At 47.0% G+C, this 16,842-nt stretch carries 11 protein-coding genes; 9 read left to right on the top strand and 2 right to left on the bottom strand.

Annotated features, from left to right (window positions below; all coding sequences use genetic code 11):
* Nucleotides 1–13 precede the first annotated feature (13 nt).
* The 9 genes from HQN90_RS19405 (at nucleotide 14) to HQN90_RS19365 (ending at nucleotide 15,793) form a co-directional block, all read left to right on the top strand.
* Complete coding sequence (locus HQN90_RS19405; RefSeq protein ID WP_173221688.1) at nucleotides 14–1,768, top strand: hypothetical protein; 1,755 nt, start codon at nucleotides 14–16, stop codon at nucleotides 1,766–1,768.
* 15 nt (nucleotides 1,769–1,783) lie between these two features.
* A complete protein-coding gene (locus HQN90_RS19400) occupies nucleotides 1,784–2,815 on the top strand; it encodes a glycoside hydrolase family 88/105 protein (RefSeq protein WP_173221686.1) in 1,032 nt (343 codons plus the stop codon).
* A 16-nt stretch (nucleotides 2,816–2,831) separates the two neighbouring features.
* Entirely contained in the window at nucleotides 2,832–8,354 is a 5,523-nt protein-coding gene (locus tag HQN90_RS19395; RefSeq protein ID WP_173221684.1) for a glycoside hydrolase family 99-like domain-containing protein, read from the top strand.
* 633 nt (nucleotides 8,355–8,987) lie between these two features.
* Entirely contained in the window at nucleotides 8,988–10,829 is a 1,842-nt protein-coding gene (locus tag HQN90_RS19390) for a helix-turn-helix domain-containing protein (RefSeq protein ID WP_173221682.1), read from the top strand.
* Between the two features lie 97 nt (nucleotides 10,830–10,926).
* Nucleotides 10,927–11,943, top strand: coding sequence for an ABC transporter substrate-binding protein (locus tag HQN90_RS19385; RefSeq protein ID WP_173221680.1), 1,017 nt, complete (start codon nucleotides 10,927–10,929; stop codon nucleotides 11,941–11,943).
* A gap of 191 nt (nucleotides 11,944–12,134) precedes the next feature.
* Nucleotides 12,135–13,400, top strand: coding sequence for an FAD-binding protein (locus HQN90_RS19380; RefSeq protein WP_173221678.1), 1,266 nt, complete (start codon nucleotides 12,135–12,137; stop codon nucleotides 13,398–13,400).
* A 34-nt stretch (nucleotides 13,401–13,434) separates the two neighbouring features.
* Entirely contained in the window at nucleotides 13,435–14,172 is a 738-nt protein-coding gene (locus tag HQN90_RS19375) for a gamma-glutamyl-gamma-aminobutyrate hydrolase family protein (protein ID WP_173221676.1), read from the top strand.
* Nucleotides 14,173–14,197: 25 nt separating this feature from the next.
* Nucleotides 14,198–15,238 carry a S66 family peptidase gene (locus HQN90_RS19370; protein ID WP_173221674.1) on the top strand — a complete coding sequence of 347 codons (1,041 nt, stop codon included), beginning with the start codon at nucleotides 14,198–14,200 and terminating at the stop codon, nucleotides 15,236–15,238.
* Between the two features lie 33 nt (nucleotides 15,239–15,271).
* Entirely contained in the window at nucleotides 15,272–15,793 is a 522-nt protein-coding gene (locus HQN90_RS19365) for a hypothetical protein (protein WP_173221672.1), read from the top strand.
* A gap of 307 nt (nucleotides 15,794–16,100) precedes the next feature.
* Here the strand turns inward: HQN90_RS19365 and HQN90_RS19360 are convergent, their stop codons facing one another.
* The gene (locus HQN90_RS19360; RefSeq protein WP_326073648.1) at nucleotides 16,101–16,247 is read right to left on the bottom strand and encodes a PLDc N-terminal domain-containing protein; all 147 of its coding nucleotides are present in this window, start codon (nucleotides 16,245–16,247) and stop codon (nucleotides 16,101–16,103) included.
* A 160-nt stretch (nucleotides 16,248–16,407) separates the two neighbouring features.
* Nucleotides 16,408–16,761 (bottom strand): DoxX family protein, encoded by a 354-nt coding sequence (locus HQN90_RS19355; protein ID WP_173221668.1) that lies wholly within the window; start codon nucleotides 16,759–16,761, stop codon nucleotides 16,408–16,410.
* Nucleotides 16,762–16,842: the final 81 nt, after the last annotated feature.

The following is a 16,842-nucleotide window of genomic DNA, read 5'->3' as shown; positions in this document are numbered from 1 at the left end:
AAGGTGAGATAACATGGATTTCATTCAATTGTCCGGCGATGCAAAGCTTCTGGCAGGCAAGGCCATCCTGAGCTTCGAAGAAAGAAGCGCCTACTTGCTCGATAAGCAAATCCAGCAGGATTTGTCCAAGGATCTATACGGAGGCATCGCCATAGCGAACCTAAGTAAAGCCATGTATGTAGAGGCAAGCAATCAGAGTTTGGTGCGCTCGGCTGAGTGGTTTAAGCACCCGCATCTGTATGGACGCGATCCGCAAGGAGAATCGGATTTTGCCGCGATAAAGCTTATACGCGCCCTGTACCAGTTTGAATCGGTTGGGCTTTTGGAGGAACAGACTTGCAGCGCCATCCGAAATTTTTATCTGCATGATGATTTTGAAAGCAAATACAAGTCGGAGAATCATATGCTGCTTTTCCATACGTCGCGGTATCTAGCCGCACAGAAGTTTCCGCTGGAGTGCTTCAAGGCGTATGGAAAAGAAGGCAGGGAGCTTCTGGAGGAGGAAGGGAACTTCCTCCGGGATTACCTTGTTTTTCGCGCCAAGCGGGGATGGGCGGAGTTTGATTCCTCCAGCTACATGCCGGAAGTCATGGAGTGTCTGCTGTGTCTTTATGATTATGCCAATGACCCGGAACTGGTTAAGCTTGCCCGGATGATGCTGGATGTATTGCTGCTGGACATGGTATGCGATAGCCTCGACGGTTTGTACGGTGGTGCACATGGCCGCATCTATGCGCCTGTCGCCTTAGATCATGCCCGCAGCGGTACATTCCCTATGTATGAGCTGTATTTCGGGCATAGCTACAGAGCGATGATTCAGGCTCCCTGCCTGATTGCTGCCATTTGCTCGAGTTATCGGCCCTCTCAGCAGATTTATGAGATTGCACTGGGGCGAACGAAGGTTTACGTTCATCAAGAAAGCAAGCATTTACACTGTATCACCTGTGAAACGCCGCACAAGCAGCTGCCGCAAGAGGATGGAAGCATCAATAAATATACCTATTACACACCCCGCTTTATTATGGGGGCCGTGAATTATCAAGATGCCTACGCTCCGGGCAGCGAAGCGGGCTGGTATGCCCATCATCAGCAGCACCAGTGGGATTTAAGTTTTCCAGAGGCAACCGACTTGAAAATTTTCAGTCATCATCCAGGGAATCACGGCACAGAAGGAAGCGAGCATGGCTACTGGACGGGAGATTTGGGCTGCGGCTGCGGCCACTTTTTCGGCGAAAAAAATGTCGTGATGGCCATGTATCAGATTCCAGAGACACAAGCGATGCATTGGATTCACGTCCATGTTCCGAGGGATGCCTTTGATGAGGTGGAGGAAGAAGGCAACTACCTTTTCCTGCGAAAATCAGGGGTTTACATCTGCTTATTTATCCACAATGGCTATAACTGGACAACAGAAGGTGAATTCGCCGGAAGGGAAGTCATCAGCCATGGAAGGCGCAATGCGATTATTTGCGAAGTGGGGGATGATCGGACCTATGAGGATTTTGCGTCGTTTCGCAGGATGATGTTGCTGAACCGCCTAGATTTCGATTCTGTCCGAATGCAGTTAACGTACTGCTCCTTTCAAGTGGGGGAGTTATCTATGAACCAAACCATGCGAACGGTACAAGGAGAAACGGTGATCTTTCCTTATCCGACCTATAACGGACCCTATATGGTTTCCGCTTTTAACAGTGGAGTGATTGAAGTGAGATCGAATGGAAATAAGGTCATTTACGATTTTAACCAAATAACGATCAAACATGAATAACCGGAGGTGTGTAAATTGAAAGGAATATTGGAGCAAGTGGCGCAAACAACGATGAGGATGGATTTTAATGTAGACAGGAAGGGCGATTGGGACTGGGGGGCAGGCGTCGCTTTGTACGGATTGCGGAAAGTTTATGAGACGACAGGAAGCCAGAAGATTTATAACTTCATCAAGACGTTCATCGACGCTAACATGGCGCAAAGCCAGAAGATTGCGTATAACATCAATACCACTGCACCGCTGCTCTCCGTTTTGCTGCTTTATCGAGAAACAGGAGAACCCCATTATCTAGATTTTGCCGAAAAATTCGCCAGTTGGCTGATGAAGGAAGCTCCAAGGCTGTCCAACGGGGCTCTTGAGCATACCGTCATTAACGATAAGTTTGCCGGAGAGATGTGGGTCGATACCGTATTTATGGCCGGGGTATTCCTAACCGAGCTGGGCCAGTTGGTGAATAATGCGGCTTATATCGAGGAAGGGCTGCTGCAGGCTAGGCTTCATATCGAATGCCTGCAAACCGGGGACAATGGCTTGCTTTATCATGGCTACAGCTTGTCAGGCAACGATCATCTCAGCGGTTGTCTCTGGGCCAGGGGAAACAGCTGGGTCACGATCAGCATTCCGGAAATATTCACAACCTTGGAAGGTTATGAGCAGGAGAAGGCATGGTTTTTCGGGAGAATTCAGCGGCAAGTCGAAGTACTGGCAGTTGTTCAAAATGACACGGGCTTGTGGCCAACTATTCTAAATGATGCCTCCTCCTATGAGGAAACCTCCGCCACGGCGGGCTTTGTATATGGCATATGGAAGAGTGTGCAGATGGGGTATTTGGACCGCAAATACTTGCGCTGCGCGGAGAAAGGCTATAAGGCTGTACTTCGGCGTATTACGGAGGAAGGGACGGTGACGAGTGTTTCGGCAGGAACGGGCATTCAACAAAGTATAGAGGAATACAATGCGATTCCTCGGGACTTGATCATGCCATGGGGCCAAGGGATTGCCTTGCTGATGTTATGCCAGGAGATGCACGAGCATATTGAATCGTGAAGGGGGGGCAAGTGATATGAGGCCAAGGAGCAGGTTCATAGCGATCTTTATGTTGGTATGCATGTTGTCCACGTTAATCGTAAATCCATGGGAAGCTTCTACGGTTTATGCCGATCCGACAGCTTCTCCGGACAAAGCGGAATATGTGTTGGATGAAGATTTTTCTAACCTCGCCACTTCCTATGAGCCTACGGATATTGTACCCAGTGGTTGGGATGTGAAAAGAGCAGGGGGCGCCATTTCTTACAGCTTCAACAGTTGGTTCAAAATCAGTGATACTAGTGATGTGCTTCCCGTTTCCTTGAATAAAAAAATCCGCTCCCAGCATAGTGGGACTCTTACTCTGGAGTACCGCTTTAAGATGCCAGCTGTCGTAAACGACGTAAAATGGCAGCTTCGAAGCGGAGTCACCGAAGGGGTTAGCCTCGAGGTGAAGAATGGCAATCTAGCTCTTGAATCCAGCGATGTCAGTTACAATCTCCAGACGATCAGTGCGAATACGGAGTATGGGGTTAAAGTCATCGCTAATCTGGATACGAAAAAAGTTCAGATTTATGTAAACGGTTTATTGAAGGCATCGGAGAAGAACTTTACTCATGATGTGGCATTGCTAGATAACTTTCTCGTTACAACAGGTGATGTTACAACGGGAGAGCTGTTTTTCGCTCCGGTGAAGATTTACAAAGGGTATGCCATTAATGAAAGGTTTCTTTCAACAGTTCAAGGTCCCTTGCCTGAGGATTGGCAGTCACAGACGAATGGCGGTGTGATTGCCGTGGAGAAGATGGATAATGCCAAGCCACCGGATGTGTTTAGTCTGAAAATGAACGCAGCTCAAGCTACTTCAGTTATGCGTATGGACAAATCCATTCCTGCTCAGGAAGGAAATCTGATTTTTGAGTATAAAATATTTGTTCCGGTCAAGATGGACGATTTCTCAGCAGCCCTAAAAAAGGAAGACGCAATAGTCTTCCAGTGGCTTACCAAAGACGGCAAATTCGCTTATAAGAACTCAAGCGGTCAAACGGTGGGTTTTTACGACTATATTCCTAACCTCTGGTATCATGTGAAGCTTAAACTGAATACGGAGACAGGCAAAGCAGATCTTTATTTGAACGGCAAATTGAAAGTGGAACAAATCGATGTCCCAATGAGCCCAGTTAACCAAGTTGTTTTTTCAATTGAAGGCGCCAATAGAGGGATCATGTCCTTGGATGATATTCTCCTGTATCACGAGGCGGCAGAGCCTCAGGATTATGTACCTGCACCTGTCACGGTGCCACCCAGTGGCGAGTTAGTAGGGACACAGGCTTGTTCCTTGTGGAGAGAGGGGCAGCACCTCGGTTGGGATCGCATCAATCCCTATCCAGAAAGGGTGCCTTATCTTGGATTTTATGATGAAGGCAACCCGGAGGTTGCCGACTGGGAAATCAAATGGATGGCTGAGCATGGCATTAACTTCCAGATGTATTGCTGGTACAGACCAACAGGCACGGAAGGGAAGCCAATAAAGGAGCCTCGCTTGGGTGCGGCGCTTCATGATGGTTATTTTAATGCCAAATACAGTAATAAAGCCGATTTCATGATCATGTGGGAGGCTTCTTCGTCCAAAGTTAGCGGGAGCGCTGATTTCCGGAACAATGTCGTGCCGTATTGGATGGAATATTACTTCAAAGATCCCAGATATGTTGTCATCGACAATAAGCCTGTCATTGGGATTTTCAGTTATTCCGGTTTGAAGCGGAATTTTGGCGGAACGGCGGCGGGGGTTAAAGCCGAAGTAGACTATTTGAGACAGGCGTGCAGGGATGCCGGCTTCGATGATGTCATTATTTTGATCTCCAATTCAAGCGCTGAACCTGCTGTTATCGAAGAAATGAAGACGGAAGCGGGACTGGATGCGATGTTTTCCTATTCATGGGGAGCTTATGCAGGCAAGGAAGAATTGCAGAAGACAAAGCTCGAGCAGCAAAGAGATGCTGGCTCCATGGATGTCGTTCCCGTCGTCAGCATGGGGAGGGACGATCGCGCTTGGGACGGTCCTGCCGGATACTATGCGTCGCCTGCCGAGTTTCAGTCAACCGGGCAATGGGTGAAAGATAACTTTGTGCCATCCTTGCCAGCAAATAGTGTGGGCCGGAAAATGGTTCTCTTGGACAACTGGAATGAGTATGGAGAAGGCCACTTTATTATGCCTGCTGGACTTCACGGTTTCAATTATTTGAATGCGGTTCGCAACGTGTTTACGGAAGGTGGCGAACATTCGGATGCGATGCCTACTGAGGAGCAGAAGGAAAGACTCCAGGGCTTGTATCCCGAGGGGCGGATTGTGCCTCCCAAAACGGTGGAAGTTCCGTCGATTACGGAAACCAGCCCGCTAACATACAGCAGGTTATGGGATTTTAACACGGATGGGGACACTCAGGGCTGGACGGTTGCGAAGCAAGTGTATCATGTGACCGTTAGTGGAGGCCACTATTCGGGTACATCGACGGGCAGCGATCCAGGCATCCATTCGCCGGCTGGCTTAGGCCTATCTGCAGAAGACAATCCATATATTCATATCCGCATGAAAAATAGCTCCAGTGATACGGCCGGGCAGATATATTTCATTACGGAAACCGATAAAACATGGAATGAAGCCAAAGGAATTGGTTTATTTATAAAACCAAATGACAGCGGTTACACAGACTATTATGTTCCCATGTGGAGCAATAAGAAATGGACGGGAAGCATTGAAGCCATCCGGTTCGATCCCCTGACAACGACAGGTGATTTCAGCATTGACCAGATCGGAATCATCAACGTTCCCCTAACGGGTGTGAAGATGCATCTGAATGGGCAACCGATGAAAACCGTAACACCGCTGGAAATGAGGGACGGCAGCGTCATGCTGCCGCTGGCCGAAGTTCTGGCGAAGGATGGGATCCTGGCAGAACGAGATGATACAGGCGCAATTCTTGCGGTCAAGAATGGTAGCGTTATTCGGGTTGTGCCAGATCAGCTTACCGCTTATAAAGGAAATACGGCTGTAACTTTGCAGCATATTCCTGTAGCGTCCAGCTATGACCTGCTTGTTTCATCTGATGCGCTCAAAGAACTGTTTGGATACAACACAGCATGGGATGCGCTTGCGGAAACTTTGTATGTTTCAGGACCTTTCAAACTAACAGGAGATAATCTGTTGACAGACCCGGGGATGGAAATGAGCACGCTTGCCTACTCCGGCGAAAGAGTCGCTATGGAGCTAAGCACCACGGAGTCTCATTCCGGCCATCAGTCTGTGAAAATCACCAAGGATTATGCCTATGGGAAAATACTTTTCCCCGGCGTAGAGAATGGGAAAGAATACTATTACTCGGCTTGGGGCAAGTTGGCTGACGGCTCTACAGCGGGGGAGAAGCTCCGAATTTGCTTGCAGTACAAAGTGAACGGAGAAACCAAACAAGTGGTCATGGTGACGGGGCCTGCCATGGATGCTGCCACCTGGAGGAAAGCAGAAGGGTATTTTAAGCTGAATGAAACTGGCAATATAACAAATTTGACGATGTATATTTATACGGATTTTCCGGCAGTTGCAGACAGCTATTATTTGGATGACGTGGAGATCCGTCCAGTGACTTATGCTAATGATCCAATTCCAGCTAAAGTGTCGGGAGTCAGTTTGAATAAAACTACTATAGAGATGAATCCTGGAACGACGACAAGGCTAAAGGCGGCAATACTGCCATTGAACGCGGTAGAAAGATCAGTTGTTTGGAGCTCGAGCAATCCAGAAGTGGCCATCGTAGACGTGAATGGGGCTGTTTATGGGAAAAAAGAGGGAATCGCTCAAATCACGGTTACAACCGTGGATGGCGGGAAAACGGCTGCTTCCTCTGTCACCGTCCGAGAAGGAGCTTACGAAACGGTTACTTTGACCGTTAAGCCTGATGGAACAGGCGATTTCCTCTCTCCCAAATTGGCTAATGACAGCATCCAGGATAGCAGCGCTGCGAATCCGTATGTCATTCAAATCTATCCAGGCGTCTATACGGAGAAAAATTGGGTGGTGAAGCCATATACTACGCTGCGAGGAACCGACAGGGATCAAGTTATCCTGAAGGGAGAGAATGCGGCCTCGGCCACGAACAGTGAAATTACCAATCAATCGACGCTATGGTTGAAGGCAACAGCCAATCTGGAGAATCTCACAGTTACCGCCAAAAACATGCGATATCCGATTCACAGCGAAGACAATGGCAATAACAAGGATGCGATTCATATCGTGAAAAATGCTCATATCGAGCATTACGGCAATCTGGAAGCAGTCGATTATCGAAAGAGCTGGGTGGCTGCGCATCCGGGAATTACGCCACCTGACGACTTAGATCCAGCCAAAGTATGGGGAGGAATTAGCGGAGTGGGTTCCCACGCTTGGGGTTATGGCTCCGCCAGCGGCGTAACGGAAATTGTGTATGGCAGCACTTTTGTGTCCAAAGCTGATGGCTGGTATGTGCATAATCGGGAGGATTTCACCAAGCCACAGATGAATGTCATCAACAACAGTACAATTGTTTCTACGGAAACTTTGAAGCCAATTATGATCGAATCGTTAGGCAGCGGGACCCGAGATGAGGTTATCTTCAATAACACCGAGATTATAGGCACGTATATGGTTCAGGACGATTTGCCATGGATTACTCAAAAGCCGGAAAATCAATATGCCAACCATGCGGATTATCGGGTTACTTTGAACAACAGCACGCCTATTGGCTATTCGGATGAGCACCGGGGAAGAGCGCTGGCCATATTCAGCAAATCGACTGGCAGCAGTTCCAGTGTAAGGGTCAGCGGCAGTGCTTTGCCGGCTCTTCTGGGGTCGTATGAAACCCGGGACGGAGGCGGTGGGCTGAGCGGCTATTTATACGGGTATTGGGATATTTCCGGGATCAAAGTAGGCCTTAACACCAACATGGATGTCAATAATACGCTTGGCAGAAGGCTGGGGGATTGCACGTTCCTGAACCAAACACTGCAAGTGACATTTGAAGATGGAACAACCAAAACAATCGTATTTAATGAGAATTATACGAATCAGCCCAATGCCTATATTGTAGCGCAAATGAATAACGTTCTGGGAGATTCAGGAAGAACGGCGGAGTATAACGTCACAGGGACGGAATACTATCCACAGGTGCCAGATAAGCAGCTAACCTTGCAAAATCATACAGCGGTGGGCATTCCCCGATTTGCAGCCGTGCGTTATGATACGGACACTGATACGCTGCGGCTCATGAGTGCCGGTGATTCTGTCGAGAGCTTTGTCGGCATCACGCTGGAGCGGATCATACCTGGGAAGTCGGGAAGAGTGCTGACAGAGGGGATTATGAAGAAAAGCCAATTGAACGGATTTACGGGAACTCTGGCGAAAGGCACCCCGATCTCTATTGGCACGCAAGCTGGGAGCTTCATGATTGGAAGCTCCAGTCAACCTGCACTGCTCGTGGGCATACAGACAGATTGGGCTTATTTTAAAGGAAATAGAGATCCGAATTAAGTTAAACGAAGACGCATCTTCTCTTTCGGGGGGAGAGCGTCTTTTTTTAGAATTTTTGGTACATTTCGAATATGAAACAGGATATCCTACACCGATTTTTTTGGATGAGAATCCGAAATGCGGAGAAACGGAAGAGTGAGCCGGGTCTTGTCTGAGGACGTATTTCCAGTCAACCATCGCCGAAGGTCTATGAGACATGTTTTTGGGCGCGCGGAGATAAGGGAACGTCAATCCGTGATTATTGTAAAATGTGTTATGATCGCGAGTTTGGGGGAACTACAGTGCGCTATAATTCTGAAAAACGCTATATTCCACGTCAGAGGGAACTGAGATCCGCTATTTCACCATTTCCCCGTCGGAATCAGCAGGTTCCGCTTAAATAGAGGATCTCAGTTCTCTTTCATGCTACGTTTACCCCAGTTCCCGCCATTTAGCGGAACATAGTTCCTTTTCACACGACGTTGTCTGTCATTGCAAAGCCCAAAAGGAACCAGGATCCGCTAGATTGCTGAAAATCGCTATAAAGACGCTCATCCCTTAGGGCGACAAAGCCGCTTTTCTTATTGTAGGAAGACCTCTTATAATAAGTGTAGTACCCAACATAGTCACCAAAATGACGGAGGAAGTACCTTTATGTTTTTAAAGAAAAGTAGTTTTACAAGAAATGGGAAATCCTATCTCTACTATAAAATCGTCAGCACCTATAAGGATGAAACTGGAAAAAATAAACACCGTGTCGTAAAGCATTTGGGCAAACTAACTGACGAAGAGGCAGCCGAGGTGCGTCAAGTATTGAAGGAGCAAAGTCAGCGGCAAGCCGGACAGAAGGTTGGATCAGTGGAAAGTGAAGTCAGCAGTCATCTGGCCGAGGTGCCGCAGGATATCCCCGTATTTGTCTTATTGGATACGAAGCAGTTGACCTACGAGCCTTTCGCTCAAAAAGAATGGAATGTGACAGAAGTGGATATGCTGCTGCTCGTTCGTGAGGGGACTGGCGAGTTGTTCATGGATGGGAAGAAGGTCGTACTTAGGTACGGAATGGTTGTATTTGCGCCCTCCGGCAGCGGGATGCATGTCGTCAATACGAGCAGCAGCCTGCTTCAGCTTGATCGGATTGCCTTTGATGTGTTGCAGCGAAGCGGCAAGGCTGCGGATCGGGGCGCCTATCTTCCGCATAGGATGCAGCGTTTGTTTCAAGAGCCGATTCAATTGCAAACGCCATTTTGGGCGCTTCAGATATCGAAGGAACTGAGTGCGATACAAGTGAGTGGACAACCGGAAGGGATGTTCAAGCGGCAACTATTATTTTATACCATGATGGATCGGATTGTTCGCGATACAAGTGAAGAGCGACCGCTGGAAACGCACAATGTCATCACGCATGCAGTTTCCCTCATCGATCAGCATTACCGAGATGATTTGACACGCGATCAGATCGCCGAGCAGCTTGGCATTAGTCCAGAGCATTTCTCCCGATTGTTCAAAAGAGAGAAAGGCATGAGCTTTATCGACTATTTGCTCCATCTTCGCATTGAGAAATCGCGGGAGCTGCTGCTGCTCTCCAAATTCAATCTGCAAGAAATTGCCGAGGAAACAGGCTTTCAGAGTCAATATTATTTCAGCCGGAAATTCAAACAATTAGTTGGTGTTTCCCCTAGCGCTTACCTGCTTCAGCCCAAAAAATATGTGTCGCTGGATGCTTGCATGACTTCAAGCTTGCTTACCTTGGGCGTCGTTCCGCGTGTTGGCATCATGAGCCCCTGGATGTCGGAGCATTATCAGAGCTTGCTCAGTCAGGCGGAGTTCGAGCCGATTGAGGGCTTGGACGAGCAAAGCGCAGAAGCGGTCACGGAGCTGCAGCCAGATCTTATTTTCTGTAATATCCATAAGCAGGATATGAATTGGATACGCAGTTTAGGCCCAGTCGCGTCGGTCGATATGGAAAATATGGACTGGCGGGCCCAGCTTCGCTTCATTGCGGATGTTGTGGGCAAACAGCAGGAGGCGGAAGCATGGCTGCAAGCGTTCGATCAGCAACTTGCAGCGGCTAGAGAGCAGCTTGGGCGTCATCTGCCTGCACAGGATACCTTCATCATCATGAAGATTGTATCCGGCAAAATCTATATTTACGGTGATTTGAGAAGCATGGGCGGGCCCATGCTCTATCAAGGTTTACAGTTGTCGCCGCCGCCAATCGTCAAGGAGCAGATCATGGATGCGAAGCTGCTGAACCGCTGCGTATCGCTGTCTGAACTAGGCGAGTACTCCGCAGATCATATTTTCCTGATTAACTATGAATCCAATTGGCTGGAAAGCGGAGAATCGTTCAAAGCGCATCCGAACTGGAAAAAATTAGCGGCCGTTCGCAAAAATCAGGTTTACGAAGTCAATCGTGATGTCTTCTATGGCTTCGATCCACTTTCCTTAAAACTTCAATTGCAAGAAATTGTTGAGCGGCTTTCATCACAATTGTAGGGAATAATCGTCATGAATGTGTATGGACGACAGGAGGAGCTGATTGATATGATTCCAGTGAGAACTATTATCATTATCAAAGGGAGAGATATACAGCATGATCGTCAAGAAAACATGGTTATTCGCAGGGATGACAGCCTTGCTGCTCGTTTTGAGCGCTTGCGGCAGCGGTACAGATACAACTAGCTCAAACAAAACAGCTTCGCTAGCAACAACAACCCCAGCGGCGGCAACTGCTCAAGCAGAAGCGACGGCCTCAGCGCCGAAGACATATGCAGCAAAAACAGCGAAGGGAGAGGTGGCAATTCCGGCGTCACCTAAGCGGGTTGCAGCTGCTTATTATCACGGAACATTGGCCGCATTAGGCATTACGCCTATCGGTGCCAGCAAGGAATGGTGGATGGGCAGCCCGTTCCTCAAGGAGCAAGAAGCCAAAATGGAGGATATTGGTTCGCCGGCTTCTGTGGAAAAGGTGACTTCCATGAACCCTGATTTAATTGTCATCAACGGATTCTCGGAGGAGAACTACGATAAATTTTCGAAAATTGCCCCAACTGTCTTTATCCCTTATACCGCTTATAAAAATGTCAGAGAAGAAATGAAACTGCTTGGCGATACATTTGGTCGACAGAAGGAAGCCGCAGATTGGTTGGCTAAATATGAACAGAAAGCCAAAGAGAGTCGTGAGAAGATAAAAACTTCTGTCAAAGAAGGCGAATCGGCTGTCATTATCAATGTCCGGGAGAAAAAGATTTCGCTGCTCGGTGACAACTACGGACGCGGCGGTGAGGTCATCTATAATATGCTGAAGCTGAAGGTGCCTGATTTTGTTCAAAAGCAAGCCATTGACAGCGGCAAACAGCTAGTCGAAATCTCGATGGAGACATTGCCGACTTATGCGAATACGGATCATATTTTTATCTGTATGAATGCCGGCACAACGGAAGAGCAGGTGAAAGCCATTCTGGATAGTCCAATCTGGAAGACGCTTCCCGCTGTAAAGAATAATAAAGTGCACATCTTGGACTATAATACTTATCTTTATTACGATCCAGTCTCCATTCTCGGGCAAGCGGATTTAATCACAGATATGCTGGTTAAGAGCGGTTCTTAGAGTTAATGATGAATTCCTGCGTTTCTGCAAGTTTTTGGACCTTTCCTGGATTCTAGAATGGAAAAGCTCACTAGACCTGCATGATCGCAGGTTTTTTCGTTTTTCAGTCGATTTCGTTGAACATGGAGCAACTTATAGAAAATATGATAAAATCAACGTATCAAAGATTTGGAAGGAATGCGAAGACAGGTATGGAGAATAATCGAAATTGGGCTGGCAATTACAGGTATAGCGCTTCTGAACTTCATGTTCCCGCGAACGTGGAACAAGTACAAGAATTGGTGGCTAGCAGCAAACAAATCAAGGTGCTTGGCACGAGGCACTCATTTAATAGCATCGCCGATTGCACCGAAAGTCTTCTCTCCCTTCAGAATCTTGACCAAGTGATCGGATTAGACCGTGTGAACCATCAAGTAACAGTTGAAGGCGGAATTCGGTACGGTGATCTCTGTCAATATCTTCATAACCATGGCTATGCGCTGCATAATTTGGCGTCGCTGCCGCATATTACCGTCGCAGGCGCCTGTGCGACAGCAACGCATGGCTCAGGGGATCGGAATGGCAATCTGGCTACCGTGGTAGCTTCTATGGAGATCGTTCAGGCGGATGGAAACGTGGTTGTATTCTCTCGTGGGCAGCAAGACAGTGATATCGCAGGCGCAGCCGTTGGACTTGGAGGCTTGGGTGTAGTCACGAAAATGACATTGGATGTGATTCCCGCTTTTCAGATGAGTCAGCATGTTTACGATAATCTGCCTCTCGTGCAGCTTGAAGAACACTTCACTGATATTTTCTCTAGCGGCTATAGTGTCAGCTTATTCACTGATTGGAAGCAGGCCAATTTCAATCAAGTCTGGCTGAAGCGGAACATGGTTCATCAGGCTGCTAATCAAGCAGAATCCGAATTTTTCGGTGCGAAACTTGCCGCCTCGCCACGGCATCCGGTGCCTGGCCATACCGCCGTGAATTGCAGCGAGCAGTTGGGCATCCCGGGACCATGGCACGAACGATTGCCGCACTTTCGGATGGAGTTCACCCCGAGTGCTGGAGAGGAGCTGCAAAGCGAGTATTTCGTGCCGCGAACAGAAGCCTATTCTGCATTGTGTGCGCTTGAGCGCATTCGGGAGCATATATCACCGCTCCTGTATGTTTCGGAGGTTCGCACCATTGCCGAAGACCATTTGTGGATGAGCCCCTGCTACAAACAGGAGTCGGTTGCTATTCATTTTACTTGGAAGCCCGATTGGGAGGCCGTCCGGCATGTGCTGCCCTTGATCGAACAGCAGCTTGCGCCATTCAAGGCTCGTCCACATTGGGGGAAGCTGTTTACGATGCCGCCCGCGCAGGTGCAGTCGCATTACGAGAAGCTGCCTGATTTTCAAAAGCTGCTCCATAAGTGTGATCCTCAAGGAAAGTTCCGCAACGCCTTTTTGACTGACTATGTGGTGGGAAACTAAAAAGAGAGAAGTTAACTTCGGGAGGAATGGGAACTTGAGAAAACCGATGATAGGCGTTTTGCCTTTATATGATAAAGGAAAAGACAGCTATTGGATGCTGCCAGGCTACATGAAAGGCATTGAAGAAGCCGGCGGCATTCCCGTCATACTGCCGATGACAGCAGATAGAGACGTTATTGGGACACTAGCAGAATCGTTTGACGGGTTTCTTTTTACAGGAGGCCATGATATTAACCCCCGCATTTATGGTGAACAAGAAGAAGAGGTCTGTGGAGAGCTGTGTGAGGCAAGGGATATTTTGGAAAGCGTGCTTTTTGAGCAAGTCGTACAATTAAATAAACCGGCATTTGGCATTTGTCGTGGCCTGCAATTATTCAATGCCTTGTTAGGCGGCACTCTCTATCAGGATATTCCAACTCAGCGAGGGTCAGATAATCAAGTGGCGCATAAACAAGAACCGCCATATACGCTGCCCATTCATCATGTCTACATCGAAAAAGGAAACGCGCTGCATCAAATCCTCGGAAAAGAATCAGTTAGCGTAAATAGCTATCATCATCAGGGGATTAAGACATTGTCAGCGCAATTAGCGGCTGTTGCCCAAGCCGAAGATGGTCTAGTAGAAGCGGTCATCATGCCAGAAAAAAAGTTTATCTTGGCGGTACAATGGCATCCTGAATTCAGTTATCAGGTAGATGACTTCAACTTTAAATTATTCGTTCAATTTGTGAAGTCATGTGAGTCAGAGGTGTGTGGCGACATTAGGAAATAAGCAGGCGATCTGGGAGGTAACGAGAATGATAAAACCTAAAAGATTGAGGCCAGGATCAAAAATTGCAATTCTATCGCCTTCAAGCGGATTGCCTTATTTGTTCCCCGATATTTATGAGCTTGGATTAAAAAATCTTCAAGAAGTTATGGGTTTCGAAATCGTAGAAATGCCATGCGCGAGAATGTCTCCAGATGATTTATATCGAAATCCGCAGCTTCGGGCCAATGATATGAACGAATGCTTTCAGAATGATGAGATAGATGGCATAATTACTTCCATTGGCGGTTACGAATCGATTCGAATTTTACCATTTCTAGATACGGAACGGATGATCAACAATCCCAAATTTATCATGGGCTTCTCAGATGCCACGACCTTTTTAACCTATTTAAATCAGTTAGGTATGGTGACATTTTATGGTCCCTCCATTATGGCTGGGTTAGCTCAAATGAAGCATCTTCCTGCTGTGTATACCGAGCATTTGAAAGCTATTTTATTCGCCAATTCATTTCCGTACACCTATACGCCTTTTCAGAAATGGTCAAATGGATACCAAGATTGGAGCAACCTCGAGACGTTAGGCGAGTGCCAGGCATTTTATCGCAATGAAAATGGTTGGACTTTTCTACAAGGAAGCACCGTGGAACAAGGGCATTTGTGGGGCGGATGTATCGAAGTGTTAGAGTTTATGAAATCCACGAGCTATTGGGCGAAAGAATCGTTTTGGAACGATAAGGTTTTGTTTTTCGAAACCTCAGAAGAGAAACCTTTGCCGATGCAAGTTGGCTATATGCTGCGAAATTATGGCATGCAGGGAATATTCTCGAAAGTTAAAGGAGTCATTTTCGGAAGAGCGAAGGATTATACCGAAGAAGAGAATCAAAAGCTATATGAGATCGTTCTGAATGTCATTCAAGGCGAATTTGGCGCGGATCAGATACCGATTGTCGTTGATGTTGATTTTGGCCATACCGATCCTAAATTCATTCTTCCCCTAGGGTGTAAAATAGAATTAAATCCTCATACCAAAGAAATTATTCTCTTAGAAAGCCCATTTGCTGAATAAAATACTAGACTTACCAGATGGAGGGGCTAAACGTTGGAGCCAGATACAAGAAATTTAGCGGCAATAGCTGAAAAGCTCGAGCAATCGGGTATTCGCTATTCACTAGGCGGCAGTGGTTTATTATATAGCTTGGGTTTAACAAGCACAGTTCGTGACTGGGACGTCATGACTGAAGCCCCGAAAGATAGCGTACTGCATGCTTTGCAGGACTACGAAATAGAAGAAATTACGAGCGGGGATTATCCTTTCGGAACGGAATATAAGCTCTTGATTCATCGTGTATCCCCTCAGGTGGAAATCATTGGAGGACTGTCGATACATACGAGTCATGGTCTTTGCAAAATGCCAGCCCTCCCGGTTTCCAGTTGGGACGGCATCCAAGTCGGTAGTCCTGAGGTTTGGTACGTTGCTTATGCGCTTATGAATAGGATGGAGAAGGCAGATGTATTGCTTTCTTTTTTGAGAGAAACAGGCGCAAACAAGCAAATCATAAAGCTGTTGATGAATGAACCGCTTCCTGATGAGATTTTGAGTGAAATCAGGAATCTGAGCTAAGGGGTTAAGTAAGATTTGAAGCGTATAGGCGCTTTCTAGAATAGTGAAGGAGCCTGCCACTTGGCAGCTCCCTTTTTTTATGATTTTTTTGGAAGAGGATGGGTTTGCCCTTTTCTAAATGTGTTGTGCAAATGAATGGAAAGCAGGGGCTGCGCCTTTGAGAAAGGATGAAGTGAAAAGATGGTTTCATTGGATAATTTCCAGTGCAAGCTGGCAATAAGCCCGTTGAGGGCTGATTTCATTGGACAAATTCCAATGAGATTGATGGAAATTCACTTTATTTATCATGACTTTTCCGTTTCTGGAACTAATCATTGCGAATAATTAGATAAACGATCAGCCCTATGATTGGGAAAAACAACATTGCTAACAGGATAATGATTGCAAATTCCGTGCTTTTGCCTCTCCTTATGCTATCTCGATATGCCCATACACATAAAACGATGTGTACCACAAATAACGCAAAGGATATGAAAAGAAATAATAAAATAAAACCGGAGCTGAATGCAAAGCCAACGTTAGTATCCAAGTTTGACCCCCTTTTCAAATGAGTAAATGGTACGAAATCACCTGCCCCTACTTATCATAATAGTGTTTACATCGGCAATAAATACCTAAAAACGACTGATCGCCACAAACACAGCGAACGCGAAGAAGACGAAGTTCACGCTGATTTCTCGATATTCCTTACGCTTAACATGAAAGAGGGCGCCGAAGAGAACGACAGCGGCAAGTCCTACTGCGGCAATTGGCGTCAACACAGGCAAGACGTTTGTCGCTTGAGGCAGAATGATTCCAAGTGCCCCCAACAATTCTACTAGTCCAATAAAGACCACGAACTCTTTGGATACGTCCTTTACCCATCCCCAAGACGCTTTGGCTTTTTCATACTGAAATGCTTTCAACCATCCTGAGTAAATAAAACCTAGTGCTACCAGACCTTGAACGATCCATAATGCGATATTCATGAATGATGCCACCTCCTGATTACTTATTTGCTGCTTGCTAAAGGTATAATAGACCTAGTCATTGATTTAAGGAAGTAGGCA

It is taken from the genome of Paenibacillus alba (assembly GCF_013204855.1).
Taxonomy (GTDB): Bacteria; Bacillota; Bacilli; order Paenibacillales; family NBRC-103111; genus Paenibacillus_E; species Paenibacillus_E alba.
Note: the sequence above shows the minus strand (reverse complement) of the source record. Positions and strands in the feature narration are given on the sequence as shown.

What these genes read in the sequence shown, in the direction of transcription:
- HQN90_RS19370 (WP_173221674.1), top strand. Translation starts at nt 14,198, where the DNA reads ATGATAAAACCTAAAAGATTGAGGCCAGGATCAAAAATTGCAATTCTA.
- HQN90_RS19355 (WP_173221668.1), bottom strand. Translation starts at nt 16,761, where the DNA reads ATGAATATCGCATTATGGATCGTTCAAGGTCTGGTAGCACTAGGTTTT.
- HQN90_RS19405 (WP_173221688.1), top strand. Translation starts at nt 14, where the DNA reads ATGGATTTCATTCAATTGTCCGGCGATGCAAAGCTTCTGGCAGGCAAG.
- HQN90_RS19385 (WP_173221680.1), top strand. Translation starts at nt 10,927, where the DNA reads ATGATCGTCAAGAAAACATGGTTATTCGCAGGGATGACAGCCTTGCTG.
- HQN90_RS19395 (WP_173221684.1), top strand. Translation starts at nt 2,832, where the DNA reads ATGAGGCCAAGGAGCAGGTTCATAGCGATCTTTATGTTGGTATGCATG.
- HQN90_RS19380 (WP_173221678.1), top strand. Translation starts at nt 12,135, where the DNA reads ATGGAGAATAATCGAAATTGGGCTGGCAATTACAGGTATAGCGCTTCT.
- HQN90_RS19390 (WP_173221682.1), top strand. Translation starts at nt 8,988, where the DNA reads ATGTTTTTAAAGAAAAGTAGTTTTACAAGAAATGGGAAATCCTATCTC.